The organism is Paraburkholderia tropica (assembly GCF_900109265.1).
Classification (GTDB): Bacteria; Pseudomonadota; Gammaproteobacteria; order Burkholderiales; family Burkholderiaceae; genus Paraburkholderia; species Paraburkholderia tropica.
The window spans coordinates 292,754-319,006 of sequence record NZ_FNZM01000011.1; the positions used below are offsets into that span (position 1 = coordinate 292,754).

Below are 26,253 nucleotides of genomic sequence, written 5' to 3' on the forward strand. Positions count from 1 at the left end.
CAGCACTAGCTAATTGCAGTACCGAAATTCACCAGACTCTCGCCAAGGAACCAACATGAAAGTTTTCTACGACAAGGACGCCGATCTCTCCCTCATCAAGGGCAAGCAGGTCACCATCATCGGTTACGGCTCGCAAGGCCATGCTCACGCGCTGAACCTGAAGGAAAGCGGCGTGAACGTCACGGTTGGCCTGCGCAAGAACGGCGCATCGTGGAGCAAGGCTGAGAACGCCGGTCTCCAGGTCAAGGAAGTGGCCGAAGCGGTGAAGAACGCCGACGTCGTCATGATGCTGCTGCCGGACGAGCAGATCGCCGACGTGTACGCGAAGGAAGTTCACGCGAACATCAAGAACGGCGCAGCCCTCGCGTTCGCGCACGGCTTCAACGTTCACTACGGCCAGGTGATCCCGCGTGCGGATCTGGACGTCATCATGATCGCGCCGAAGGCGCCGGGCCACACGGTTCGCGGCACCTACTCGCAAGGCGGCGGCGTGCCCCACCTGATCGCTGTCCACCAGGACAAGTCGGGCGCAGCACGTGACATCGCCCTGTCGTACGCGGCAGCGAACGGCGGCGGCCGTGCCGGCATCATCGAAACGAACTTCCGCGAAGAAACCGAAACCGACCTGTTCGGCGAACAAGCCGTGCTGTGCGGCGGTACGGTCGACCTGATCAAGGCCGGCTTCGAAACGCTGGTCGAAGCAGGTTACGCGCCGGAAATGGCGTACTTCGAGTGCCTGCACGAACTCAAGCTGATCGTCGACCTGATCTACGAAGGCGGCATCGCGAACATGAACTACTCGATCTCGAACAACGCCGAATACGGCGAGTACGTGACGGGCCCGCGCGTGATCACGGCCGAAACGAAGAAGGTCATGAAGGAAGTCCTGAAGGACATCCAGACCGGCGAATACGCGAAGAGCTTCATTCTCGAAAACAAGGCCGGCGCGCCGACGCTGCAATCGCGCCGCCGCCTGGGCGCCGAGCACCAGATCGAAGTGGTCGGTGCGAAGCTCCGCGCGATGATGCCGTGGATCGCTGCAAACAAGCTCGTCGACCAGTCGAAGAACTAATCTGACGGACTGAGTACGACCTCGCGTGCGGTTTTATACTGCTTCGCGACAGTGAGTGCCAAGAAAAGCCGCCCAGGTGGGACGAAGCCTGGGCGGCTTTTGCTATCCTACGGTTTTTAAAATAACAGCGAAGCCACCATGAATTACCCTCATCCGATCATCGCGCGCGAAGGCTGGCCGTTCATCGCCATTGCGGCCGTCGTGGCGCTCTTGATCCATGCGGTCGCAGGCTTCGGACTCGCATGGCCGTTCTGGCTGATCCTGATCTTCGTCGTTCAGTTCTTCCGCGATCCGCCGCGCCCGATTCCCACCCAGGCCAACGCCGTCCTGTGCCCCGCCGACGGCCGCATCGTCGCCGTGGAAACCGCGCACGACCCGTACGCCAACCGTGAAGCGCTGAAGATCAGCGTGTTCATGAACGTTTTCAACGTCCACTCGCAGCGTTCGCCCGTCGACGGCGCCGTCGCGAAGGTCGAATATTTCCCGGGCGCGTACCTGAACGCCGCCATCGACAAGGCCTCGACCGAGAACGAACGCAACGCCGTCGTGCTGACGATGGCCGACGGCACGACCGTCACCTCGGTGCAGATCGCGGGCCTGATCGCGCGCCGGATTCTCTGCTACGTGCGCGCAGGCGAGCCGCTCTCGCGCGGCCAGCGCTACGGCTTCATCCGCTTCGGCTCGCGCGTCGATGTGTATCTGCCGGTGGGTAGCCGTCCGCGCGTGTCGATCGGCGAGAAGGTGTCCGCCTCGTCGACGATTCTCGCCGAGCTGCCGACCCAATCGGCATAAGGAGGGCAGGTATGGCCGGATTCAAACCGCGTCGTCCCCGCAATCCCGCCGGCGGCCCGCTGCCGCGTCCGTTTCGCCGCAACAAGGCGGTGCAGGATCAGGTCGGCGTGGCGGCGAGCCGTCGCGCCGCGCGCCAGGATTTCCTGAAGAAGCGCGGCATTTATCTGCTGCCGAACGCGTTCACGACCGCGGCGCTGTTCTGCGGTTTCTTCGCCGTCGTGCAGGCGATGAACGTGCGCTTCGAAGTGGCGGCCATCGCAATTTTCGTGGCGATGGTGCTCGACGGCATGGACGGGCGCGTCGCGCGCATGACGCACTCGCAGAGCGCGTTCGGCGAGCAGTTCGACAGCCTTTCGGACATGGTGTCGTTCGGCGTCGCGCCGGCGCTCGTGATGTACGAGTGGGTGCTCAAGGATCTCGGGCGCTGGGGCTGGCTTGCGGCCTTCGTCTACTGCTCGGGTGCGGCGCTGCGGCTCGCGCGCTTCAACACCAACATCGGTTCGGTGGACAAGCGTTTCTTCCAGGGCCTGCCGAGCCCGGCCGCGGCGGCGCTGATCGCCGGTTTCGTCTGGCTCGCGACCGATAACCGCGTGCCGGTGAAGCTGTCCTGGCTGCCGTGGGTCGCCTTCGTGCTGACGATCTACGCGGGCGTGACGATGGTCTCCAACGCGCCGTTCTACAGCGGCAAGGCGCTCGACGTGCGGCATCGCGTGCCGTTCGCGGCCACGCTGCTCGTGGTGGTGGCGTTCGTGCTGGTGTCGTCGGATCCGCCGTTGATGCTGTTCGGCCTGTTCGTGCTCTATGGCCTGTCGGGCTATGTCTTCTGGGCGTATCAGGGGCTGCGCGGGCGCGCCAATCCGGCGCGTTCGTCGCCGCGCGAGCGCTAGGGCGCGCGGCGACTTCTGTCGCGAATACGATGAAAGGGCCACGCGCGAGCGCGGCCCTTTTTCTTTTTCGCGTCACGGCAACGCCGGGCGGCGCTTTGCGCCCGCAGGACTTATCGGATTGCGCTATCGCCGGTTTCCGGCTATAGTCGGGCGATGGACACCATCCAGTTCCCCCTCTTTTCCCTTCAAGCCGGCGCGCTGCTAAGCACGCTAGCGCTAGCGCGCCTGCCGCGCTGATCTCGCTCGCCCTCCGTAAGCCTCGTTCATTGTCAGCGTCGCCATCGGTGGCGCGAACACCCAAAATCCGTTTTTAGACACTGAACAAGTCCCCCCGGAGACCCAAAATGGCAGCAGAAAAGCTCATCATTTTCGATACGACGTTGCGCGACGGCGAGCAGTCGCCCGGTGCGTCGATGACGAAGGAAGAGAAAATCCGCATCGCGAAGCAGCTCGAGCGGATGAAGGTCGACATCATCGAAGCGGGCTTCGCGGCCAGCTCGAACGGCGACTTCGACGCGATCCACACGATCGCCGGCATGATCAAGGACAGCACGATCTGCTCGCTCGCCCGCGCGAACGACAAGGACATCCAGCGCGCCGCCGACGCGCTCAAGCCCGCCGACCACTTCCGCATTCACACCTTCATCGCCACGTCGCCGCTGCACATGGAGAAGAAGCTGCGCATGTCGCCGGAGCAGGTGCTCGAACAGGCGAAGCTGGCGGTGCGCTTCGCGCGCAAGTTCACCAACGACGTGGAGTTCTCGCCCGAAGACGGCAGCCGCTCGGACATGGACTTCCTGTGCCGCGTGCTCGAAGCCGTCATCAACGAAGGCGCGACCACGATCAACATCGCCGATACGGTCGGCTACGGCGTGCCGGAACTCTACGGCAATCTCGTGAAGACGCTGCGCGAGCGCATTCCGAACTCGGACAAGGCTGTGTTCTCGGTGCACTGCCATAACGACCTCGGCATGGCCGTGGCGAACTCGCTGGCCGGCGTGCAGATCGGCGGCGCGCGTCAGGTCGAGTGCACGATCAACGGTCTCGGCGAGCGCGCGGGCAATACGTCGCTCGAAGAAATCGTCATGGCCGTGAAGACCCGCAAGGACTACTTCGGCCTCGACCTCGGCATCGACACCACGCAGATCGTGCCGGCCTCGAAGCTCGTTTCGCAGATCACCGGTTTCGTCGTGCAGCCGAACAAGGCGGTGGTGGGCGCGAACGCGTTCGCGCACGCGTCGGGCATTCACCAGGACGGCGTGCTCAAGGCGCGCGACACCTACGAAATCATGCGCGCGGAAGATGTGGGCTGGACCGCGAACAAGATCGTGCTCGGCAAGCTCTCGGGCCGCAACGCGTTCAAGCAGCGTCTGCAGGAACTCGGCGTGCAGCTCGAAAGCGAAGCCGAACTCAACAGCGCGTTCGCCCGCTTCAAGGAACTTGCCGACCGCAAGTCGGAGATTTTCGACGAAGACATCATGTCGATCGTCACCGAGGAATCGGCCGAGCAGCAAGAGAAGGAACACTACAAGTTCATCGCGCTCTCGCAGCGTTCGGAAACCGGCGAGCGCCCGCATGCGCGCATCGTGTTCTCGGCAGACGGCTCGGAAGTGACGGGCGAAGCCGCGGGTAACGGCCCGGTCGACGCAACCTTCAACGCGATCGAAACCGAAGTGGGCAGCGGTTCGGAACTGCTGCTGTACTCGGTGAACGCGATCACGACCGGCACGCAGGCGCAGGGCGAAGTGACGGTGCGTCTGTCGAAGGGCGGCCGCATCGTGAACGGCGTGGGCACCGATCCGGATATCGTCGCGGCGTCGGCCAAGGCGTACATCTCGGCGCTCAACAAGCTCTACTCGTCGGACACGAACAAGCTCAATCCGCAGCTTTCGTAAGCGTTCGGCCGGTGCGTCGCCTCGTGCGGCGCGCGCCAATGAAAAACCCCCGCGTTCGCGAGAGCGCGGGGGTTTTGTTTTGCCGGGCGCGGTCCGGATCAGAAGCGGGCGCGCAGATCCGGATCGTGCAGCGGATCGGGCGTTTTCTGCGTGAGGCGCAGGATGCCCTGATCGTCGAAATAGAAGCTGTAGAGCATGTACCAGACGCCGTCTTCCAGATAGCGATAAGTCCATGCTTCCTTCTTCATCAGCGGGAAATAGGACGTATCGACCGGGCGGCCGAAGTTCACGAGCACATCGGCGCGCGTCCATTTGCCGATCTCGGCCTTGTAGAACTCGTTCGGCTGCAGGACCTGGCGCACGTTGACGACCTTGCCGTTCTTGTCGATGTCGGCGGCCGTGGTGACTTCGCCCATCGGCTGCGTGGGCCACATCAGGCGCTTGCCGCCGTCGGGCAGGTCGTAGACTTCGCGCGGCGGGCCGAAGCGGGCGATCACGGACTGGGCGTCGTCGCCCGCGTGGAACTGCTGCCAGGGCTGCGCGCAGCCCGCGAGCGCGAGCGCGCCGAGGCCCGCGAGCAGGACGCGGCGCGGCGCGCGCGGCGCCTCGCGCGTGAAGCCGCGCAGCGTGGCGATGGCGGAGGAAAGGCGGTCGAACATGAATGCTCCCCGGGGCGCCGTGCGAACCGGCGCCGAATATGGAGCCGTTATTTTGACACGTCGCGATCACGGCGGGCTTGCGGGCGTGCGCCGGTGCGCCCTATGATCCGCGCTTTATTCGAGTTTGCGTAGCGAGAGGGCAGAGCGCATGACGGCACGATTCACGCGATATTTCACCCACGCCCCGGCGCTGTTGACGCTGGCGGCGGCGCTCCTGAGCGTGGCGGCCCCGGGCGCGTTGCGTACGGTGGACGCCGCCGAGGCGAGCGGCGTTGCGGCAGGCAAGCCGATCCCGCTCGCGCTGATCGAAGGCATGTCCGGCCCGTTTGCCGATGCGGGCGCGGCGGTCGAGCGCAACCTGCGTTTCGGCGTCGAGCGCGTGAACGCGCAGGGCGGTGTGGCGCTGCCCGACGGGCGGCATCCGCTCGAACTGGTCGTGCTCGACAGCAAGGGCAGCACCGAAGCCGCGCTGATGCAATTGCGCGCGGCGCAGGACCGCCACATCGGCTTCGTCATGCAGGGCAACAGCTCGGCGGTGGCGGCGGCGCTGGTGACGGCCATCGACCGTCAGAACACGCGCGAGCCCGATAACCGCGAGCTGTTCCTCAACTATTCCGCCGACGATCCCGCGCTCACCAACGCGAATTGCAGCTTCTGGCACTTCCGCTTCGACGCGCACGCGGGCATGCGCATGGACGCGCTCGCGGACGTGATCGCCGCCGACAAATCGGTCAAGAAGGTCTACCTGCTCAATCAGGACTACAGCTTCGGCCACGACGTGAGCACGCTCGCGCGCTCGGCGCTGGCTAAGGACCGGCCCGATATCGCGATCGTCGGCGACGAGTTTCACCCGATCGGCCGCGTGAAGGATTTCGCGCCGTATATCGCGAAGATCCGCGCGGCGGGCGCCGACGCGGTCGTCACGGGCAACTGGGGCAACGACCTCACGCTGCTGGTGAAGGCGGCGCGCGAGCAGGGCCTCGACGCGAAGTTCTACACCTTCTACGGCAACAGCCTCGGCGCCCCGGCCGCGCTCGGCGACGCGGGCGTCAAGCACGTGATCGCCGTGGCCGACTGGCACCCGAACGCGGGCGGCGCGGCCTCCGACGCGTGGTACACGGCATTCCGCGCGCGCTATCCGGCGGCGCAGGACGACTACCCGGTGCTGCGCATGTCGATGATGGTCGAGATGCTCGCCCAGGCGATGACGAAGGCGGCCTCGGCCGATCCGGCGGCGGTCGCGAAGGCGCTCGAAGGGCTGCGTTTCGACAACGGCTTCCATCCGATCCTGATGCGCGCCGACGATCATCAGGCGATCCAGCCCCTTTACGTCATGCAGATGGACAAGCAGGGTACGCCGGGCGTGCGCTTCGACAACGAGGGCTCCGGCTACGGTTTTCGCACCGTGCTGGCGCTGCCGGCGGAGCGTACCGCGCCGTCGACGGTCTGCAAGATGAAACGCCCATGAACGCGTCGTGACAGGTGGGTTCGCGGCGCATGGTCGCTGTGCTACAATACGGGCCTTGTCGAAAATCTCGGCAAGGCTGTATCGCAGTAAAAGCGCAGTAGAAGCCGCTGTAAAAACCTCGTAGTTGCAACTAACCACGGCACGGCCGTTCTTCCGTGACCGCTTGTTTGTTTCAAAGGAAAAGCAAATGTCCGTAGCAGATATCAAGAAGTCCGACATCGTCGCGCAATTCGCGCGCGGCACCGGCGACACGGGTTCGCCCGAAGTTCAGGTTGCACTCCTGACGTCGCGTATCAACGAACTGACTGGCCACTTCAAGTCGCACGCAAAGGATCACCACAGCCGTCGTGGTCTGCTGCGCATGGTGAGCCGCCGTCGCAAGCTGCTCGACTACCTGAAGGGCAAGGACGCTGATCGTTACCGCGCACTGATCGAAAAGCTGGGTCTGCGCAAGTAACCGGAAGGTCTTCCAGAAAGATGCCTGTGTCAGTTCCACTGATACAGGCATTTTGTTTTTGAACGGTACGCTTCTCGCGATGCGTATCGGCTGGCAGTACAAGGCAGTAGCAGGAAAACGCAGTACCGCAGCACAAAGCAGCCAGGGCCGCACTTCGGGGCAGAGCTTTGTGTCATTCCAGCAGATCGTGCGCGGCCATTGGCCGCGAGGGCGCGCCCAACGCACCCGCGCGCTCCGCTGGAATGGCATAACACTCCTCTTCCCGCGCGGTGCCGGAACCTTGACTTGCCGTGACGTCCGCGTGTGCGGGCGCCGCATAACAAATGAGTAAGGAGTGAGTGACCATGACCATGTTCAATAAAGTCGTGAAGGAATTCAAATGGGGCCAGCACAATGTGCGCCTCGAAACCGGTGAAATTGCCCGTCAGGCGAGCGGCGCCGTCATCGTCGACGTCGAAGACACCGTGGTGCTCGCGACCGTCGTCGGCGCGAAGACCGCCAAGCCGGGTCAAGACTTCTTCCCGCTCACCGTCGATTACCTCGAGAAGACCTATTCGGCCGGCAAGATCCCGGGCGGTTTCTTCCGCCGCGAAGGCCGTCCGTCGGAAGGCGAAACGCTGATCTCGCGCCTGATCGATCGTCCGCTGCGCCCGCTGTTCCCGGAAGGCTTCTACAACGAAGTCCAGGTCGTGATCCACGTCCTGTCGATCAACCCGGAAGTCCCGGCTGACATCCCCGCGCTGATCGGCGCGTCGGCTGCGCTGGCGATCTCGGGTCTGCCGTTCAACGGCCCGGTCGGCGCCGCACGCGTGGCCTACATCAACAACGAATACGTCCTGAACCCGACGCGTTCGCAAAGCAAGCAGTCGCGCCTCGACCTCGTGGTCGCCGGCACGGAGCGCGCGGTGCTGATGGTGGAATCGGAAGCCGACCAGCTGCCGGAAGACGTGATGCTCGGCGCGGTCGTGTTCGGCCACGAGCAGATGCAAACGGCGATCGACGCGATCCACGAACTGGTTCGCGACGGCGGCAAGCCCGAGTGGGACTGGCAGCCGGCCCCGAAGAACGAAGCGCTGATCGCGCGCGTCGCGGAAATCGCTCACAGCGACCTGCTCGCCGCGTACCAGCTGCGCGACAAGCAACAACGTTCGGCCAAGCTGAAGGAAGTCTACGCAGCAACGTCGGCGAAGCTCGAAGAAGATGCGGCTGCGGCCGGCACGACGGCGGCCGACAAGGCGACCGTCGGCAACATGCTGTTCGACATCGAAGCCAAGATCGTCCGTTCGCAGATCCTGAACGGCGAGCCGCGTATCGACGGCCGTGACACGCGCACGGTTCGCCCGATCGAAATCCGTACGGGCGTGCTGCCGCGCACCCACGGTTCGGCACTGTTCACGCGTGGCGAAACGCAGGCGCTGGTCGTCGCGACGCTCGGCACGAAGGGCGACGAGCAGATCATCGACGCGCTCGAAGGCGAGTACCGCGACCGCTTCATGCTCCACTACAACATGCCTCCGTTCGCGACCGGCGAAACGGGCCGTGTTGGTTCGCCCAAGCGCCGCGAAGTCGGCCACGGCCGTCTGGCCAAGCGCGCGCTGGTCGCGTGCCTGCCGAGCGCTGAAGAATTCGGCTACTCGATCCGCGTCGTCTCGGAAATCACCGAGTCGAACGGTTCGTCGTCGATGGCTTCGGTCTGCGGCGGCTGCCTCGCGCTGATGGACGCCGGCGTGCCGATGAAGGCGCACGTTGCCGGTATCGCGATGGGCCTGATCCTCGAAGACAACAAGTTCGCGGTGCTGACCGACATCCTCGGCGATGAAGATCACCTCGGCGACATGGACTTCAAGGTTGCGGGTACGGAAGCTGGCGTGACCGCGCTGCAGATGGACATCAAGATCCAGGGCATCACCAAGGAAATCATGCAGGTCGCGCTCGCGCAAGCTCACGAAGCGCGTCTGCACATCCTCGGCAAGATGACCTCGGCGGTGTCGGGCGTGAACACGGAGTTGTCGGCTTACGCTCCGCGCATGATCACCATCAAGATCAACCCGGAAAAGATCCGCGACGTGATCGGCAAGGGCGGTTCGGTGATCCGCGCGCTGACGGAAGAAACCGGCACGACGATCGACATCTCGGACGACGGCGTCGTGACGATTGCTTCGACCTCGAGCGAAGGCATGGCCGAAGCGAAGAAGCGCATCGAGAACATCACGGCCGAAGTCGAAGTGGGCCAGGTGTACGAAGGCGCAGTCCTCAAGCTGCTGGACTTCGGCGCGATCGTGAACCTGCTGCCGGGCAAGGATGGTCTGCTGCACATCTCCGAAATCGCCAACGAGCGCATCAAGGACATCAACGACTACCTGAAGGAAGGCCAGATCGTTAAGGTCAAGGTCATCCAGACGGATGAGAAGGGTCGTGTGCGTCTGTCGGCGAAGGCTCTGCTGAACGAAGGCAATGCACCGCAAGGCGAACCGCAGCAGTAAGGCGGCAAGCTGAAACGGCCGGCAGCGTGATGAGCGCGCCGGCCGTTTTTTTATGAGAATGTCGGAAGAGATTACCGTGCGTCCGCCTTGCGGGCGCGACATTGTTCATACCGGGGCGCGCAGCCCTTGGGAGACCCGAGATGAAGGCCGTTGAAATAACCGAATTCGGTACGCCGGACGTGCTCAAGCTGACCGAGCGCCCGACCCCCGAGCCGAAGGCCGGCGAAGTGCTGATCAAGGTGAGCGCGTCGGGCGTGAATCGTCCGGACGTGTTTCAGCGCAAGGGGTCCTATGCGCCGCCGCCGGGCATTTCGGATCTGCCTGGCCTCGAAGTGGCGGGCGAGATCGTCGGCGGCACGCTCGACGAGAAGCACAATCCGTTCGGCCTGAAGATCGGCGGCCGCGTGTGCGCGCTGATCGCGGGCGGCGGTTACGCCGAATACGTGGTTGCGCCGCTCGGCCAGTGTCTGCCGGTGCCGCAAGGTCTGACGGACGTCGAGGCGGCGTCGCTGCCCGAAACGTTCTTCACGGTGTGGAGCAACGTGTTTCAGCGCGCGCAGCTCGGCAAAGGCGAGGGTGGCGAGAACGAAACGCTGATGGTGCAGGGCGGCTCGAGCGGCATCGGCGTGACGGCGATCCAGATCGCGCACGCGCTCGGTTTCCGCGTGTTCGCGACCGCGGGCTCGGACGAGAAGTGCCGCGCCTGCGAGGCGCTCGGCGCGGAACGGGCGATCAACTATCGCACCGAGGATTTCGTCGAGGTCGTGAAGTCGCTCACGCACGATCGCGGCGTGGACGTGATTCTCGACATGGTGGCGGGCGGCTACGTGCCGCGCGAACTGTCGGCGCTCGCGACCGGCGGCCGTATCGTGCTGATCGCGACGCTCGGCGGCTCGAAGTCCGAACTCAACATGGGCGAGATCCTGCGCCGCCGTCTGACGGTCACGGGCTCCACGTTGCGCGCGCGCTCGGTCGATTTCAAGGCGCAGATCGCGCAGGAACTGAAGGCGAATGTGTGGCCGCTGATTGAAGAGGGTCGCATCAAGCCGGTCGTGTTCAAGGTGTTTCCGGCCGCGCAGGCCGCCGAAGCCCATGCGCTCATGGAGAGCAGCGAGCACATCGGCAAAATCGTGCTCGACTGGTCCTGATCCGCCAAACGGACCTCGAATGTGGCGGGAACCGACGTCATCAAGGCGCGCAAACAGGTTCGAGCTTGATTTTTCGAGGCTTTTTCGGCGCGTTTTTTCGCCGATCGGGTGTCTGCCGGTTTGACCCGTCCGGATTACGCACAGTAAAATAGTGTGTTTTGCGTCCGCTTTTAACAGCAACCGAAACAATGACGAATCAACGATCGAAGCTCGTAGTCGGTAACTGGAAGATGCATGGCCGCCTGGCGGCCAATGCGGCACTGCTCGAAGGCGTCGCGCAAGGCGCGCAGGCGTTGGCCGCCGACGTGCGCGTCGGCGTGTGCGTGCCGTTCCCTTATCTTGCGCAGGCTCAGGCGTTGCTCGGCGGCAGCCGGGTCGTGTGGGGCGCGCAGGATGTGTCGGCGCACGAACAGGGCGCCTACACGGGCGAAGTCGCGGCCGGCATGATCGCCGACTTCGAGGCGGGTTTCGCGATCGTTGGTCACTCGGAGCGTCGCGCTTATCACGGCGAAAGCTCGGAGCTCGTCGCGGTCAAGACGCAGCGCGCGCTGGCGGTCGGCATCACGCCGATCGTCTGCGTGGGCGAAACGCTGGAACAGCGCGAGAGCGGTGCGACCGAGCAGGTCGTCGGCGCGCAGCTCGATGCGGTGCTGGCGGTGTTGTCGGTGGAAGAGGCGGCGCGCATCGTCGTCGCGTACGAGCCGGTCTGGGCCATTGGCACGGGCAAGAGCGCAAGCTCGGAGCAGGCGCAGCAGGTGCACGCGTTCCTGCGCGCGAAGCTCGCGGCGAAGGGCGCGCAAGTGGCCGACGTGCCGCTGCTCTACGGCGGCAGCGTGAAGCCGGACAACGCGGCGGAGCTGTTCCGTCAGGCCGACATCGACGGCGGCCTGATCGGCGGCGCAGCGCTGAAGGCGCAGGATTTTCTCGCGATCTGCGCGGCCGCTGCGGCGGGCGCGAGCGTCGCGGGCTGAAGGTGAAGCCAGGCCGGTGTGCGGCGCTCTAGCGGGCGCCGGGCGCGGGCAGCATATGCGCGTGTCTCAGGGGAGGCAGGCGCTCAACAAGGACTCAGGTGAGTGTGATGCTGTATTTGAAAACGTTGATTATCGTCGTTCAGCTTCTGTCGGCGCTCGGGGTGATCGGCCTCGTTTTGCTGCAGCATGGCAAGGGCGCGGACATGGGTGCGGCATTCGGCAGCGGCGCGTCGGGCAGCCTGTTCGGCGCGAGCGGTTCGGCCAACTTCCTGTCGCGGACTACTGCAGTTCTCGCAACAGTTTTTTTCCTGTCGACGCTTGCGCTAACCTACTTGGGGTCGTATCATGCGAAGCCTTCGGCGGGTGTGTTGGGTGCTTCGGCTCCTGCCCCGGTCGTGGCCTCGGCTCCGGTCGCTGCAAGCCTTACCGCAGCGCCTGTCGCAAGCGCTCCGGCGGCGGCTTCGGCAGCATCGAGCAGCGGCAACGACGTACCGAAATAAATTCAAAAAACTTGTTTTTGTGCATTGAACAAACGTCAGGAACAAGTTAGAATTTAAGTCTTGAAGCGATTCGCGGGTTTCAATAAATTGTTGTCCCGGATTGCATGCAGTGCCGACGTGGTGAAATTGGTAGACACGCTATCTTGAGGGGGTAGTGGCGAAAGCTGTGCGAGTTCGAGTCTCGCCGTCGGCACCAAATGTATCTACAAAATGCCAGCCGCTTGCTTCAGCTTCGGCTGGCATTTTTGCTTTATACGTCGTGTTTGTTTCGTTCGCAGCGCGAAGTACGTAAAGTGATTCCCGCAGTGCGACATGATGTGTTCCTGCGGAACCTCAGAACCAACCGATAGAGGATAGCCTTGAACCTCGCTACCTATTACCCCGTCCTGTTGTTCCTTCTCGTAGGTCTTGGTCTGGGCGTAGCGCTGGTATCAATCGGCAAGATCCTCGGTCCCAACCGGCCCGACAGCGAAAAGAATTCTCCGTACGAGTGCGGCTTCGAAGCGTTCGAAGACGCGCGCATGAAGTTCGATGTACGGTATTACCTCGTGGCCATTCTCTTCATCATCTTCGATCTCGAAACGGCATTCCTGTTTCCGTGGGGCGTAGCCCTGCGCGATATCGGCTGGCCGGGCTTTCTGTCGATGATGGTGTTTCTGCTCGAATTCCTGCTGGGCTTTGCCTACATCTGGAAGAAAGGTGGTCTCGACTGGGAATGAGGGGTTAATCGCCGGTTAGCATGGGCGGCACTGTAGGGACAACTGCAGGCCGTCCGCTGGAGTGGAAAGCACATGAGTATCGAAGGGGTCTTGAAGGAAGGGTTTGTCACCACCACGGCTGACAAGCTGATCAACTGGACGCGCACCGGCTCCCTGTGGCCGATGACGTTCGGGCTTGCGTGTTGCGCGGTCGAGATGATGCACGCGGGCGCGGCCCGCTACGACCTCGACCGCTTCGGCGTGGTGTTCCGTCCGAGCCCGCGGCAGTCCGACGTCATGATCGTGGCCGGCACGCTCTGCAACAAGATGGCGCCCGCGCTGCGCAAGGTCTACGACCAGATGGCCGAACCGCGCTGGGTGATCTCGATGGGGTCGTGCGCCAACGGCGGCGGCTACTATCATTATTCGTATTCGGTCGTGCGCGGTTGTGACCGCATCGTGCCGGTCGATGTCTATGTGCCAGGCTGCCCGCCCACCGCGGAAGCTCTGGTCTACGGGGTGATCCAGTTGCAGGCGAAGATTCGCCGCACCAGCACCATCGCCCGTCAATAAAGGCCAAGCGCCTCCCCACAATATGGCAAGCAAACTCGAGACCCTGAAAGCGAACCTCGAAGCGGCCCTTGGTGCGCGCATCGTCACTCTCACTGAAAAGCTCGGTGAGTTGACCTTGGTCATAAAGGCGGTAGATTACCTGAACGTAGCGCAGGAACTCCGCGACAATGCGTCGCTCCGCTTCGAGCAGTTGATGGACCTGTGCGGCGTCGACTACCAAACCTATGGCGACGGCGCCTGGGAAGGCCCGCGCTTCGCGGCTGTGTCGCATCTGCTCTCCGTCACGAACAACTGGCGTCTGCGTCTGCGCGTCTACGCGCCGGACGACGACGTGCCCATCGTGCCTTCGCTCGTCGAAATCTGGAGTTCGGCCAACTGGTACGAACGTGAAGCGTTCGACCTGTTCGGCATCGTCTTCGAAGGCCACCCCGACCTGCGCCGCATCCTGACCGACTACGGTTTCATCGGCCATCCGTTCCGCAAGGACTTCCCCGTCTCCGGCTACGTCGAAATGCGTTACGACCCGGAGCAGAAGCGCGTGGTCTACCAGCCGGTCACCATCGAGCCGCGCGAAATCACGCCGCGCGTGATCCGCGAGGATCGTTACGGCGGTCTGAGGAAACACTAAGAGGGTCGCATGTCAGAGATCAAGAACTACACGCTCAACTTCGGCCCGCAGCACCCGGCAGCGCACGGTGTGCTGCGCCTCGTGCTCGAGCTCGACGGCGAAGTGATCCAGCGCGCCGATCCGCACATCGGTCTGCTGCACCGCGCGACCGAGAAGCTTGCCGAAAGCAAGACCTTCCTGCAGTCCGTGCCGTACATGGACCGTCTCGACTACGTGTCGATGATGGTCAACGAGCACGGCTACGTGATGGCCATCGAAAAGCTGCTCGGCATCGAAGTGCCGATCCGCGCCAAATACATCCGCGTGCTGTTCGACGAAATCACGCGCGTGCTGAACCACCTGATGTGGATCGGCTCGCATGGTCTCGACGTGGGCGCGATGGCGGTGTTCCTCTACGCGTTCCGCGAGCGGGAAGACCTGATGGACGTCTACGAGGCGGTGTCGGGCGCGCGCATGCACGCGGCCTACTACCGTCCGGGCGGCGTCTATCGCGATCTGCCCGACGCGATGCCGCAATACAAGGCGTCGAAAATCCACAACGAGAAGGCGCTCGCCAAGATGAACGAGGCGCGCCAGGGCTCGCTGCTCGATTTCATCGACGACTTCTTCACGCGCTTCCCGGGTTGTGTCGACGAGTACGAAACGCTGCTCACCGACAACCGCATCTGGAAGCAGCGTCTCGTGGGCATCGGCGTGGTGAGCCCCGAGCGTGCGATGCAGCTTGGTCTGTCGGGCGCGATGCTGCGGGGTTCGGGCATCGAGTGGGATCTGCGCAAGAAGCAGCCGTACGAAGTCTACGACCAGCTCGATTTCGACATTCCGGTCGGCGTGAACGGCGACTGTTACGACCGCTATCTCGTCCGTGTGGAGGAGATGCGTCAATCGACCCGCATCGCGAAACAGTGCATTGAGTGGTTGCGCAAGAATCCGGGTCCCGTGATGGTCGACAATCACAAGGTTGCGCCCCCGTCGCGCGTGAACATGAAGTCGAACATGGAAGAGCTGATTCACCACTTCAAGCTCTTCACGGAAGGCTTCCACGTGCCCGAAGGCGAAGCCTACGCAGCAGTGGAACATCCGAAGGGTGAATTCGGCATCTACCTGGTGTCGGATGGCGCGAACAAGCCGTATCGTCTGAAGATCCGCGCCCCGGGTTACGCCCACCTGGCCGCGCTGGACGAGATGGCGCGCGGTCATATGATTGCCGACGCGGTCACGATCATCGGCACGCAGGACATCGTGTTCGGCGAAATCGACCGCTAAGGCAGCAACAGCCGGTGCGCCCCCGAAGCAAGAGGAGGCGCGCCGCGCGAGAATACCGGGAATACCACGTCTGTCGCAGCGAGCAGTGCGCTACACGCGCGGCAGGGTTGTGTCTGGTGTGAAATGAATTAACGAGCCGTGACAGAAAATGATCTCAGCTGAAGGCCTGAAAGAAATCGATCGCGCGTTGTCGAAGTACCCCGCCGATCAGCGACAGTCCGCCGTGATGGCGGCTTTGGCCGTTGCTCAGGAAGAGCATGGCTGGCTGTCCCCCGAACTCATGCAGTTCGTGGCCGACTACATCGGCATGCCGCCGGTGGCCGTCGAGGAAGTCGCCACGTTCTACACGATGTTCGAGACGAAGCCCGTCGGCAAGCACAAGATCACGCTCTGCACGAATCTGCCGTGCCAGCTCGGCCCCGATGGCGGCTCGGAGAGCGCCGCCGACTACCTGAAGCAGAAGCTCGGTATCGACTTCGGCGAAACCACGTCCGACGGCAAGTTCACCTTGAAAGAAGGTGAGTGCATGGGCGCGTGCGGCGACGCACCGGTGATGCTTGTGAACAACCACCGCATGTGCAGCTTCATGAGCCGCGAGAAAATCGACCAGCTGCTCGAGGAGCTTTCGAAATGACTTCGTTGCACGACCGTCACATCAAACCGCTGATTCTCGCGGGCCTCAACGGCGAGAACTGGCATCTCGAGGACTACGTCGCGCGCGGCGGCTACAAGCAGCTGCGCCGTATTCTCGAAGAGAAAATTCCGCCCGAGCAGGTGATCGCCGACGTCAAGGCAGGCGGTCTGCGCGGCCGCGGCGGCGCGGGCTTCCCGACTGGTCTGAAGTGGAGCTTCATGCCGCGTCAGTTCCCGGGGCAGAAGTACCTCGTCTGCAACTCGGACGAAGGCGAGCCGGGCACGTTCAAGGACCGCGACATCCTGCGCTGGAATCCGCATGCCGTGATCGAAGGCATGGCGATCGGCGCGTACGCGATGGGCATCACGGTCGGCTACAACTACATCCACGGTGAGATCTTCGAGGTCTATCGCCGCTTCGAGGCCGCGCTGGAAGAAGCGCGCCAGGCGGGCTACCTCGGCGACAACATTCTGGGCACCGACTTCACGTTCCAGCTGCACGCGCACCACGGTTACGGCGCGTATGTCTGCGGCGAGGAAACGGCGCTGCTCGAATCGCTCGAAGGCAAGAAAGGCCAGCCGCGCTTCAAGCCGCCGTTCCCGGCGAGCTTCGGCGTGTACGGCAAGCCGACCACGATCAACAACACCGAAACGTTCGCGGCGGTGCCCTTCCTGCTGACCGTCGGTCCGCAGACCTACATGGAACTGGGCAAGCCGAACAACGGCGGCACCAAGATCTTCTCGATCTCGGGCGACGTCGAGCGTCCGGGCAACTATGAGATTCCGCTCGGCACGCCGTTCGCGACGCTCATGGAACTCGCCGGCGGCGTGCGTGGCGGCAAGAAACTGAAGGCCGTGATTCCGGGCGGCTCGTCGGCGCCGGTCATTCCGGGCGACCTGATGATGCAGACCGACATGGACTACGACTCGATCGCCAAGCAGGGCTCGATGCTCGGCTCCGGCGCGGTCATCGTCATGGACGAAACGCGCTGCATGGTGCGCTCGCTGCTGCGTCTCTCGTACTTCTACTACGAAGAGTCGTGCGGCCAGTGCACGCCGTGCCGCGAAGGCACGGGCTGGCTGTACCGCGTGGTGAACCGCATCGAGCACGGCCTCGGCCGTCAGGAAGACCTGGATCTGCTGAACTCGGTCGCGGGCAACATCATGGGCCGCACGATCTGCGCGCTGGGCGACGCAGCGGCCATGCCGGTGCGCGGCATGCTCAAGCATTACTGGGACGAATTCGAATATCACGTGCACAACAAGCGCTGTCTCGTCGGCGGACATGCCGGCTCGCACGCGGCCTCGGAATCGGTGGCCGCCTGAGGGTACGGGCAGACGTAAGCGTTAGCGCGTTGTGCGCGGGCCGCGTGGCTCGACGCAACGGGGTAGACCGCTGTGAAATTGAGCGGTAACAGGTTAGGGACGATTAACCATCATGGTTGAACTTGAAATAGACGGCAAGAAGGTGCAGGTGCCCGAGGGCAGCATGGTGATCCAGGCCGCGCAGCGGGTGGACACGTACATCCCGCACTTCTGCTATCACAAGAAGCTGTCGATCGCGGCCAACTGCCGGATGTGTCTCGTCGATGTCGAGAAGATGCCGAAGGCCGTGCCTGCGTGCGCCACGCCGGTGTCGCAAGGCATGATCGTGCGCACGACGTCCGACAAGGCCGTGCAGGGTCAGCAAGCCGTGATGGAATTCCTGCTGATCAACCACCCGCTCGACTGCCCGATCTGCGATCAGGGCGGCGAATGCCAGCTGCAGGATCTGGCGGTGGGCTACGGCAAATCGGCATCGCGTTACAGCGAAGAAAAGCGCGTGGTGTTCCACAAGAACGTGGGCCCGCTCATCTCGATGGAAGAGATGTCGCGCTGCATTCACTGCACGCGCTGCGTGCGCTTCGGCGACGAGATCGCCGGCGTGATGGAACTCGGCATGCTCGGCCGCGGCCAGCATTCGGAAATCAGCACGTTCCTCGGCAAGACCGTCGACTCGGAACTGTCGGGCAACATGATCGATCTGTGCCCGGTGGGCGCGCTCACGAGCAAGCCGTTCCGCTTCTCGGCGCGTACGTGGGAACTGTCGCGCCGCAAGTCGGTGAGTCCGCACGACGGCACGGGCGCGAACCTCGTCGTGCAGGTCAAGAACAACCGCGTGATGCGCGTGCTGCCGTTCGAGAACGAAGCCATCAACGAATGCTGGATCTCGGACAAGGACCGTTTCGCGTACGAAGGTCTGAACAGCGAAGATCGCCTCACGCACCCCATGATCAAGCAAGGCGGCGAGTGGGTGGAAACCGACTGGCAGACCGCGCTCGACTACGTGGTGAAGGGCATCAAGGGCATCAGCGACGAACACGGCGAGAGCCATCTCGCCATGCTCGCGAGCCCGCACAGCACGGCTGAAGAACTCTATCTGGTCAAGCAGCTGGCCGACGCGATCGGCACGCCGAACGTCGACTTCCGTCTGCGTCAGAGCGACTTCTCGGCGCCGCTTTCGGGCGCGCCGTGGCTCGGCACGAAGATCGCAGAACTCTCGCTCGCCGACTCGGCGCTCGTGATCGGCTCGTTCCTGCGCCGCGACCACGCGCTGTTCGCCGCGCGTCTGCGTCAGGCTGCCAAGGGCGGCGCGCAGATCACGCTGCTCAACGCAACGGGCGACGGCTCGCTGATCCCGAACGCGCAACGCATCGTCGCCGCGCCGTCGGCATGGCTCGACGAACTCGCCACGATCGCGGCCGCGGTGTCGGAAGCGAAGGGCGTGGCGCTGCCGGAAGCCTTCGCGGGCACGCAGTCGAACGACGCGGCGAAGCAGGTTGCCGCTTCGCTCTCGACGGGCGAACGCCGCTTCGTGCTGATCGGCAACGCCGTCGTGCAGCATCCCGATTTTGCGCTGCTGCACGCAGCAGCGCAGTTCATCGCCGAACACACGGGCGCGACGCTCGGCTTCCTCACGGAAGCGGCCAACACGGTCGGCGCGCACCTCGTGGGCGCACTGCCGGGCCGCGACGGCCTGAACGCACGCGAAGCGTTCGAGCAGCCGCGCAAGGGCTATCTGCTGTTCAACGTCGAACCGGAATTCGACACGGCCAATCCGGCCGCCGCGCGCGCCGCGCTCTCGCAGGCCGAAATGGTCGCGGTGTTCTCGCCGTACAAGACGGGCCTCGACTACGCGGACGTGCTGCTGCCGGTCGCGCCGTTCACGGAAACCTCGGGTACGTTCGTGAACGCCGAAGGCACGGTGCAGACCTTCAACGGCGTGGTGCGTCCGCTCGGCGACACGCGTCCGGCCTGGAAGGTCCTGCGTGTGCTGGGCACGCTCATGAAGCTGCCCGGCTTCGAATACGAAACGGCCGACGAAGTGCGCCGCAAGGCGCTCGGCGACGGCAGCTTCGACACGCGTCTGTCGAACAAGGCCGTGGCGCAGGTCGCGCGCGGCAGCGTCGCCAAGGCGGCGGAAGGGCGCTTCGAGCGCGTCGCCGACGTGCCCATCTACAGCGCCGACCCGATCGTGCGCCGTGGCGAAGCCCTGCAACTCACGATGGCGGCCCGCGTCGCGAACACGGTCGGCCTGCCGGCAGCGCTGTTCGATCAGCTCGGCCTGAAGGAAGGCGACGCCGTGCGCGTGCGCCAGGGCGAGCTGTCGGTGACCGCGCCGGCAACGCGCGATGCGAATCTTGCGCCGACGACGGTGCGCGTGTCGGCGGCCACGCCGGCCGGCGCGCAGCTCGGCAGCCTGTTCGGTGAACTGCTGGTGGAGAAGGCGTAAATGAGCTTGTTCGATACGATCAATGCAGGCGGCAGCCAGCTGCTCGGCGTGGCCTGGCCCACGGTCTGGGCGCTGGTGCGCATTCTCGTCGTCGCGGTGGTGATCCTGCTGTGCGTGGCGTACCTGATCCTCTGGGAGCGCAAGCTGATCGGCTGGATGCACGTGCGTCTCGGCCCGAACCGCGTCGGTCCCGGCGGCCTGCTGCAGCCGATCGCCGACGTGCTGAAGCTGCTGCTCAAGGAAGTCATTCAGCCCGCGCAGGCGAGCCGCTGGGTCTACATGATCGCGCCGATCATGGTGGTGGTGCCGGCCTTCGCGGTCTGGGCGGTGATTCCGTTCCAGGCGGGCGCGGTGCTCGGCAACATCAACGCGGGTCTGCTCTACGTGATGGCGATCTCGTCGATCGGCGTCTACGGCGTGATTCTCGCGGGCTGGGCCTCGAACTCGAAGTACGCGTTCCTCGGCGCGATGCGCGCCGCGGCGCAGATGGTGTCGTACGAAATCGCGATGGGCTTCGCGCTCGTCGTGGTGCTGATGGTGTCGGGCAGCCTGAACCTCTCGGACATCGTCCAGGGTCAGATGCGCGGCATGTTCGCGAGCTGGGGCATCACGTTCCTCTCGTGGAACTGGCTGCCGCTGCTGCCGATGTTCGTCGTCTACTTCATCTCGGGCATCGCCGAAACGAACCGCCACCCGTTCGACGTGGTGGAAGGGGAGTCGGAAATCGTCGCGGGTCACATGGTCGACTACTCGGGGATGGGCTTCGCGCTGTTCTTCCTCGCCGAGTACATCAACATGATCGTGATCTCGGCGCTGGCTTCGGTGCTGTTCCTCGGCGGCTGGAGCGCGCCGTTCGGCTTCCTCGACTTCATCCCGGGCGTGTTCTGGCTCGTGCTGAAGGTCTTCTGCCTGCTGTCGGTGTTCATCTGGGCACGTGCCACGTTCCCGCGTTACCGCTATGACCAGATCATGCGTCTGGGCTGGAAGGTGTTCATTCCGGTCTGCGTGGTGTGGCTGATCGTGGTCGGCTTCTGGTATATGTCGCCGCTGAGCATCTGGAAATAAGGGGCGAACGAAACATGAACGCGATTCAAAACTTCTTCAAGACGTTCTTCCTGACCGAACTGCTCAAAGGTCTGGCGCTGACGGGCCGTTATACGTTCAAGCGCAAGGTCACCGTGCAGTTCCCGGAAGAGAAGACACCGATGTCGCCGCGTTTCCGTGGTCTGCACGCGCTGCGCCGCTATGAAAATGGCGAAGAGCGCTGCATCGCGTGCAAGCTGTGCGAGGCCGTGTGCCCCGCGATGGCGATCACGATCGAATCGGAAGTGCGCGAGGACAATACGCGCCGCACGACGCGCTACGACATCGACCTGACCAAGTGCATCTTCTGCGGTTTCTGCGAAGAGAGCTGCCCGGTCGACTCGATCGTCGAAACGCACATTCTCGAGTATCACGGCGAGAAGCGCGGCGATCTGTATTTCACGAAGGACATGCTGCTGGCCGTCGGCGACCGCTACGAAGCGCAGATCGCGGCGAACAAGGCAGCAGATGCACCGTACCGTTGATCTTAAGCTTGACGCTGCATCGGCCCGCGGTTCGGGCCGGCTGCGGGGAACGCGCGTGCCGCAAAACGCCGCGCGCCGCAGTCTGACCGCCGCCGCGGCGCACTCTGGTCTGGCCGCCAGTCCGCGCCGCGCAATCCGCCTCACGATGGCCTCAACGATGAACCAGTAATCATGGAATTCACGACCGTCCTGTTTTACATCTTCGCGCTGCTGCTCACGCTATCAGGGCTGAAGGTGATCACCTCGCGCAATCCCGTCTCGTCGGCGCTCTTTCTCGTGCTCGCGTTCTTCAACGCGGCGGCGGTCTGGATGCTGCTCGAGGCCGAATTCCTCGCAATCCTGCTGGTGCTCGTCTACGTGGGCGCGGTGATGGTGCTGTTCCTGTTCGTGGTGATGATGCTGGACATCAACATCGACGTGCTGAGCCGCGACTTCAAGCGCTTCATCCCGGTGGCGACCATCGTCGGCGCGATCATCGTGGTCGAAACCGCGCTGATCCTGTGGCATGGCTACGGCGCGACGAGCGCACCGGTGCCGGATACCTCGGCGGCCGCTGCGGCGTCGTTGTCGAACACGCACCTGATCGGCAAGATCATCTACACCGATTACATCTTCGCGTTCGAAGTCGCGGGCCTCGTGCTGCTGGTGGCGATCGTCGCCGCGATCAGCCTGACCGTGCGCGAGCCGAAGGACAGCAAGCGCCAGAACGTCTCGAAGCAGGTGGCCGTGCGTCGCGAAGACCGCGTGCGTCTCGTGAAGATGCAGGCCGTCGTGGAAGTGCCGGAGCCGGAACCGGCGCCGGAAGACGCGGCAGCTGCGGCGCCTGCCGCCGGCGCGGCGCCCGCTGCCCCGGCCGCACCGGCAACGAAGAGCTAAGCGCGAAGGAGCGAAACATGTTGACTCTGGCCCATTACCTCGTGCTCGGCGCGATCCTCTTCGCGATCTCGATCGTCGGAATCTTTCTTAATAGGCGCAACGTCATCATCATCCTGATGGCGATTGAGCTGATGCTGTTGGCGGTGAACACGAACTTCGTCGCGTTCTCGCATTACCTCGGTGACGTTCACGGACAGATTTTCGTGTTCTTCGTGCTAACTGTTGCGGCCGCGGAAGCCGCGATTGGTCTGGCTATTCTTGTGACTCTGTTCCGCAGCCTCGACACGATCAACGTCGAGGACCTCGATCAGCTCAAAGGCTAAGGCAGGCTGCTATGGCAACAACACTCAACGAATCCTTATTGCTGGCGATTCCGCTTGCGCCTCTCGCCGGTTCCCTCATTGCCGGTCTGTTCGGCAAGACGGTCGGGCGCGCGGGCGCGCATACGGTGACCATTCTCGGCGTGGCGATCGCGTTCGTGCTCTCGTGCATCACGTTCCTGGACGTGCTGAACGGCGCGAGCTTCAACGCCACGGTGTACGAATGGATGTCGGTCGGCGGCCTGAAGTTCGAGGTCGGCTTCCTGATCGACTCGTTGACGGCGCTCATGATGATCGTCGTGACTTTCGTGTCGCTGATGGTGCACATCTACACGATCGGCTACATGGCCGAGGAAGAGGGCTACCAGCGCTTCTTCTCGTACATCGCGCTGTTCACCTTCTCGATGCTGATGCTCGTGATGAGCAACAACTTCCTGCAGCTGTTCTTCGGCTGGGAAGCGGTGGGCCTCGTCTCGTACCTGCTGATCGGCTTCTACTTCAAGCGTGAAAGCGCCATCTACGCGAACATGAAGGCGTTCCTCGTGAACCGCGTGGGCGACTTCGGCTTCCTGCTGGGCATTGGTCTGCTGCTCGCCTACGGCGGCTCGCTGAACTACAACGACGTGTTCGCGAAGGGCCACGAAATCGCGGCGCTGACGTTCCCGGGCACCTCGTGGAATCTGCTCACGGTCGCGTGTATCTGCCTGTTCATCGGCGCGATGGGTAAGTCGGCGCAGTTCCCGCTGCACGTCTGGCTGCCCGACTCGATGGAAGGCCCGACGCCGATCTCCGCACTGATCCACGCGGCAACCATGGTCACGGCCGGTATCTTCATGGTCGCGCGCATGTCGCCGCTGTTCGAACTTTCCGAAGCGGCGCTGTCGTTCATCGTCGTGATCGGTGCGATCACCGCGCTGTTCATGGGCTTCCTCGGCGTCGTGCAGAACGACATCAAACGCGTGGTTGCTTACTCGACGCTCTCGCAGCTCGGTTACATGACGGTCGCGCTCGGCGTGTCGGCGTATCCGGTCGCGATCTTCCACCTGATGACGCACGCGTTCTTCAAGGCGCTGCTGTTCCTCGGCGCGGGTTCGGTCATCATCGGCATGCACCACGACCAGGACATGCGCAACATGGGCGGCCTGCGCAAGTACATGCCCATCACGTGGATCACCTCGCTGGTCGGTTCGCTCGCGCTGATCGGCACGCCGTTCTTCTCGGGCTTCTATTCGAAGGACTCGATCATCGACGCCGTGAAGCTCTCGCACCTGCCGGGTTCGGGCTTCGCGTACTTCGCGGTCGTGGCGAGCGTGTTCGTGACCGCGCTGTACTCGTTCCGCATGTACTTCCTCGTGTTCCACGGTCCGGAGCGTTTCCGCGGTCCGAAGCATCCGGAATCGCCGATGGCGATCGAGGCGGCGCAAGGCCACGGTCACGGCGATCATGGTCACGACGAGCATCACGTGCACGTGCCGCACGAGTCGCCGTGGGTGATCTGGGTGCCGCTGGTGCTGCTCGCGATTCCGTCGGTGATCGCCGGTGCGTACGCGATCCAGCCGCTGCTGTTCGGCTCGTTCTTCCAGAACGGCGTGGCGTTCGACAAGGTGATCTTCATCGGTCAGAACCACGAAGCACTCACGGAAATGGCTTCGGAATTCCAGGGCTGGGCCGCGATGGGCGCGCATGCGTTCTCGGGTCTGCCGGTTTGGCTCGCGCTGGCGGGTGTGGTGGTGGCGTGGTTCTTCTACATGAAGCGCCCGGATCTGCCGGCCGTCGTGCAGCGTACGTTCGCACCGGTCTACAAGCTGCTGGCTAACGCGTATTACCTCGACAAGATCAACGAAATCGTCTTCGCTCGCGGAGCGGTCGCAATCGGTCGCGGTCTGTGGAAGGAGGGCGATGTCGTCGTGATCGACGGCGTCGTAAATGGGAGCGCCAAGTTTATCGGCTGGTTTGCGACTGTTATTCGATTCCTGCAATCCGGCTATATCTACCACTACGCATTTGCCATGATCATTGGCATGCTTGGCCTCCTTACCCTGTTTGTAACGCTCAGCGGCAAATAAGGCGAGGAAACGCATGCACGCAACTCCGATTCTCAGTATTGCGATCTGGATGCCGATTTTATTCGGCGTCGTCGTTCTAGTAGTGGGTTCCGACCGGAACCCGGGCCGAGCCCGCTGGCTCGCGCTTATCGGTTCAGTGCTTAGTTTCCTCGTCACGCTTCCGCTCGTTTCGGGCTTCGACACCACCACGGCTGCGCTGCAGTTCGAGGAGAAGGCGGTCTGGATCGACCGGTTCAACATCGCCTATCACCTGGGCGTCGACGGCATCGCGATGTGGTTCGTGGTGCTGACGGCGCTCATTACCGTGATCGTCGTGATCGCGGGCTGGCAGGTCATCAAGGAAGACGTCGCGCAGTATTTCGCCGCCTTCCTTGTCCTGTCGGGTCTGATGATCGGCGTGTTCTGCGCGGCTGACGGCCTGCTGTTCTACGTGTTCTTCGAAGCCACGCTGATCCCGATGTACATCATCATCGGTATCTGGGGCGGCCCGAATCGCGTGTATGCGGCCTTCAAGTTTTTTCTGTACACGCTGGCCGGCTCGCTGCTGATGCTGGTCGCGTTGCTGTACATGTACCGTGTGACGCACACGTTCGACCTCGCCACCTGGCAGGACGCCAAGCTCGCCATGACGCCGCAGATTCTGCTGTTCATCGCGTTCTTCTTCGCGTTCGCCGTGAAGGTGCCGATGTGGCCGGTTCATACGTGGCTGCCGGACGCGCACGTCGAGGCGCCCACGGGCGGCTCGGTGGTGCTGGCCGCCATCATGCTGAAGCTCGGTGCATACGGTTTCCTGCGTTTCTCGTTGCCGGTCACGCCGGACGCGAGTCATTACCTGGCGCCGGTCATCATCACGCTCTCGCTGATCGCTGTCATCTACATCGGTCTCGTGGCGATGGTGCAGGCGGATATGAAGAAGCTGGTCGCGTATTCGTCGATCGCCCACATGGGCTTCGTCACGCTCGGCTTCTTTATGTTCGGCCCGTCGAGCCAGCTTGCGATTGAAGGCGCGATCATCCAGATGATTTCGCACGGCTTCGTCTCGGGCGCCATGTTCCTGTGCATCGGGGTGCTGTACGACCGCATGCATACGCGTCAGATCGCCGATTACGGCGGCGTCGTCAACACGATGCCGAAGTTCGCGGCGCTGGCCATGCTGTTCGCCATGGCCAACTGCGGCCTGCCGGGCACCTCCGGGTTCGTCGGCGAATTCATGGTGATTCTGGCGGCTGTGAAGTTCAACTTCTGGATCGCATTCGGGGCGGCGTTCACGCTGATCCTGGGCGCGGCCTATACGTTGTGGATGTACAAGCGGGTGTACTTCGGCGCCATCTCGAACGATCATGTTCGCGAGCTGAAGGACATCAACGGTCGCGAATACTTCATTCTTGCGGTGCTCGCGCTGTTCACGCTTTTCATGGGCATCTACCCGAAGCCCTTTACCGATGTGATGCACGTCTCCGTGGAAAACCTCCTCTCCCACGTCGCAGTGTCGAAACTGCCGCTGTCACAGTAATACCGAGCGGA

Annotated in this window: 24 protein-coding genes and 1 tRNA gene; 24 read left to right on the top strand and 1 reads right to left on the bottom strand. The window is 63.3% G+C overall.

The window, feature by feature from the left end:
• The first annotated feature begins 55 nt into the window (after positions 1-55).
• The 4 genes from ilvC to BMY06_RS20305 all read left to right on the top strand — a co-directional run bounded on the left by ilvC (position 56) and on the right by BMY06_RS20305 (position 4,646).
• Positions 56-1,072 (top strand): ketol-acid reductoisomerase, encoded by a 1,017-nt coding sequence (ilvC, locus tag BMY06_RS20290; RefSeq protein WP_065064553.1) that lies wholly within the window; start codon positions 56-58, stop codon positions 1,070-1,072.
• A gap of 138 nt (positions 1,073-1,210) precedes the next feature.
• Positions 1,211-1,864: a phosphatidylserine decarboxylase gene (locus BMY06_RS20295; protein ID WP_035534386.1), complete on the top strand. Its 654-nt coding sequence runs from the start codon at positions 1,211-1,213 to the stop codon at positions 1,862-1,864.
• A gap of 11 nt (positions 1,865-1,875) precedes the next feature.
• Complete coding sequence (gene pssA, locus BMY06_RS20300; protein ID WP_065064555.1) at positions 1,876-2,751, top strand: CDP-diacylglycerol--serine O-phosphatidyltransferase; 876 nt, start codon at positions 1,876-1,878, stop codon at positions 2,749-2,751.
• A 344-nt stretch (positions 2,752-3,095) separates the two neighbouring features.
• A complete protein-coding gene (locus tag BMY06_RS20305; RefSeq protein ID WP_074984814.1) occupies positions 3,096-4,646 on the top strand; it encodes a 2-isopropylmalate synthase in 1,551 nt (516 codons plus the stop codon).
• A gap of 98 nt (positions 4,647-4,744) precedes the next feature.
• Here the strand turns inward: BMY06_RS20305 and BMY06_RS20310 are convergent, their stop codons facing one another.
• Positions 4,745-5,305, bottom strand: a complete 561-nt coding sequence (locus BMY06_RS20310) for a hypothetical protein (protein ID WP_080180698.1) — start codon at positions 5,303-5,305, stop codon at positions 4,745-4,747.
• 148 nt (positions 5,306-5,453) lie between these two features.
• On the opposite strand from BMY06_RS20310, the gene BMY06_RS20315 reads away from it, so the two are divergent.
• The 20 genes from BMY06_RS20315 (at position 5,454) to BMY06_RS20410 (ending at position 26,242) form a co-directional block, all read left to right on the top strand.
• Positions 5,454-6,773, top strand: a complete 1,320-nt coding sequence (locus BMY06_RS20315; RefSeq protein WP_074984816.1) for a branched-chain amino acid ABC transporter substrate-binding protein — start codon at positions 5,454-5,456, stop codon at positions 6,771-6,773.
• 187 nt (positions 6,774-6,960) lie between these two features.
• Positions 6,961-7,230 (top strand): 30S ribosomal protein S15, encoded by a 270-nt coding sequence (rpsO, locus tag BMY06_RS20320; protein WP_027795476.1) that lies wholly within the window; start codon positions 6,961-6,963, stop codon positions 7,228-7,230.
• 344 nt (positions 7,231-7,574) lie between these two features.
• Complete coding sequence (gene pnp, locus BMY06_RS20325; RefSeq protein ID WP_074984817.1) at positions 7,575-9,713, top strand: polyribonucleotide nucleotidyltransferase; 2,139 nt, start codon at positions 7,575-7,577, stop codon at positions 9,711-9,713.
• Positions 9,714-9,853: 140 nt separating this feature from the next.
• Positions 9,854-10,861, top strand: coding sequence for an NAD(P)H-quinone oxidoreductase (locus tag BMY06_RS20330; protein WP_074984819.1), 1,008 nt, complete (start codon positions 9,854-9,856; stop codon positions 10,859-10,861).
• Positions 10,862-11,049: 188 nt separating this feature from the next.
• Positions 11,050-11,832: a triose-phosphate isomerase gene (tpiA, locus tag BMY06_RS20335; protein ID WP_065064567.1), complete on the top strand. Its 783-nt coding sequence runs from the start codon at positions 11,050-11,052 to the stop codon at positions 11,830-11,832.
• A 107-nt stretch (positions 11,833-11,939) separates the two neighbouring features.
• On the top strand, positions 11,940-12,332 hold the full coding sequence (gene secG / locus BMY06_RS20340; protein ID WP_074984820.1) for a preprotein translocase subunit SecG: 393 nt from the start codon (positions 11,940-11,942) through the stop codon (positions 12,330-12,332).
• Positions 12,333-12,443: 111 nt separating this feature from the next.
• A tRNA-Leu gene (locus BMY06_RS20345) sits at positions 12,444-12,528 on the top strand.
• A 163-nt stretch (positions 12,529-12,691) separates the two neighbouring features.
• The gene (locus BMY06_RS20350) at positions 12,692-13,051 is read left to right on the top strand and encodes an NADH-quinone oxidoreductase subunit A (RefSeq protein WP_065064571.1); all 360 of its coding nucleotides are present in this window, start codon (positions 12,692-12,694) and stop codon (positions 13,049-13,051) included.
• A 72-nt stretch (positions 13,052-13,123) separates the two neighbouring features.
• On the top strand, positions 13,124-13,603 hold the full coding sequence (locus BMY06_RS20355; RefSeq protein WP_027819582.1) for a NuoB/complex I 20 kDa subunit family protein: 480 nt from the start codon (positions 13,124-13,126) through the stop codon (positions 13,601-13,603).
• A 22-nt stretch (positions 13,604-13,625) separates the two neighbouring features.
• Complete coding sequence (locus BMY06_RS20360) at positions 13,626-14,231, top strand: NADH-quinone oxidoreductase subunit C (protein ID WP_065064572.1); 606 nt, start codon at positions 13,626-13,628, stop codon at positions 14,229-14,231.
• Positions 14,232-14,240: 9 nt separating this feature from the next.
• Positions 14,241-15,494, top strand: coding sequence for an NADH-quinone oxidoreductase subunit D (locus tag BMY06_RS20365; RefSeq protein ID WP_065064574.1), 1,254 nt, complete (start codon positions 14,241-14,243; stop codon positions 15,492-15,494).
• Positions 15,495-15,642: 148 nt separating this feature from the next.
• The gene (nuoE, locus tag BMY06_RS20370; RefSeq protein WP_065064576.1) at positions 15,643-16,128 is read left to right on the top strand and encodes an NADH-quinone oxidoreductase subunit NuoE; all 486 of its coding nucleotides are present in this window, start codon (positions 15,643-15,645) and stop codon (positions 16,126-16,128) included.
• On the top strand, positions 16,125-17,453 hold the full coding sequence (nuoF, locus tag BMY06_RS20375) for an NADH-quinone oxidoreductase subunit NuoF (protein ID WP_065064579.1): 1,329 nt from the start codon (positions 16,125-16,127) through the stop codon (positions 17,451-17,453). The genes nuoE and nuoF overlap by 4 nt, the downstream gene beginning before the upstream one ends.
• 112 nt (positions 17,454-17,565) lie before the next feature.
• Positions 17,566-19,899 carry an NADH-quinone oxidoreductase subunit NuoG gene (gene nuoG / locus BMY06_RS20380; protein WP_074984821.1) on the top strand — a complete coding sequence of 778 codons (2,334 nt, stop codon included), beginning with the start codon at positions 17,566-17,568 and terminating at the stop codon, positions 19,897-19,899.
• Positions 19,900-20,964 (top strand): NADH-quinone oxidoreductase subunit NuoH, encoded by a 1,065-nt coding sequence (nuoH, locus tag BMY06_RS20385; protein WP_065064583.1) that lies wholly within the window; start codon positions 19,900-19,902, stop codon positions 20,962-20,964.
• Between the two features lie 14 nt (positions 20,965-20,978).
• The gene (nuoI, locus tag BMY06_RS20390) at positions 20,979-21,467 is read left to right on the top strand and encodes an NADH-quinone oxidoreductase subunit NuoI (protein WP_065064585.1); all 489 of its coding nucleotides are present in this window, start codon (positions 20,979-20,981) and stop codon (positions 21,465-21,467) included.
• A gap of 171 nt (positions 21,468-21,638) precedes the next feature.
• Entirely contained in the window at positions 21,639-22,343 is a 705-nt protein-coding gene (locus BMY06_RS20395) for an NADH-quinone oxidoreductase subunit J (protein ID WP_074984823.1), read from the top strand.
• 17 nt (positions 22,344-22,360) lie between these two features.
• On the top strand, positions 22,361-22,666 hold the full coding sequence (nuoK, locus tag BMY06_RS20400) for an NADH-quinone oxidoreductase subunit NuoK (RefSeq protein WP_006052894.1): 306 nt from the start codon (positions 22,361-22,363) through the stop codon (positions 22,664-22,666).
• 11 nt (positions 22,667-22,677) lie between these two features.
• Positions 22,678-24,729, top strand: coding sequence for an NADH-quinone oxidoreductase subunit L (gene nuoL, locus BMY06_RS20405; RefSeq protein ID WP_074984824.1), 2,052 nt, complete (start codon positions 22,678-22,680; stop codon positions 24,727-24,729).
• Between the two features lie 13 nt (positions 24,730-24,742).
• On the top strand, positions 24,743-26,242 hold the full coding sequence (locus BMY06_RS20410; RefSeq protein WP_065064591.1) for an NADH-quinone oxidoreductase subunit M: 1,500 nt from the start codon (positions 24,743-24,745) through the stop codon (positions 26,240-26,242).
• Positions 26,243-26,253: the final 11 nt, after the last annotated feature.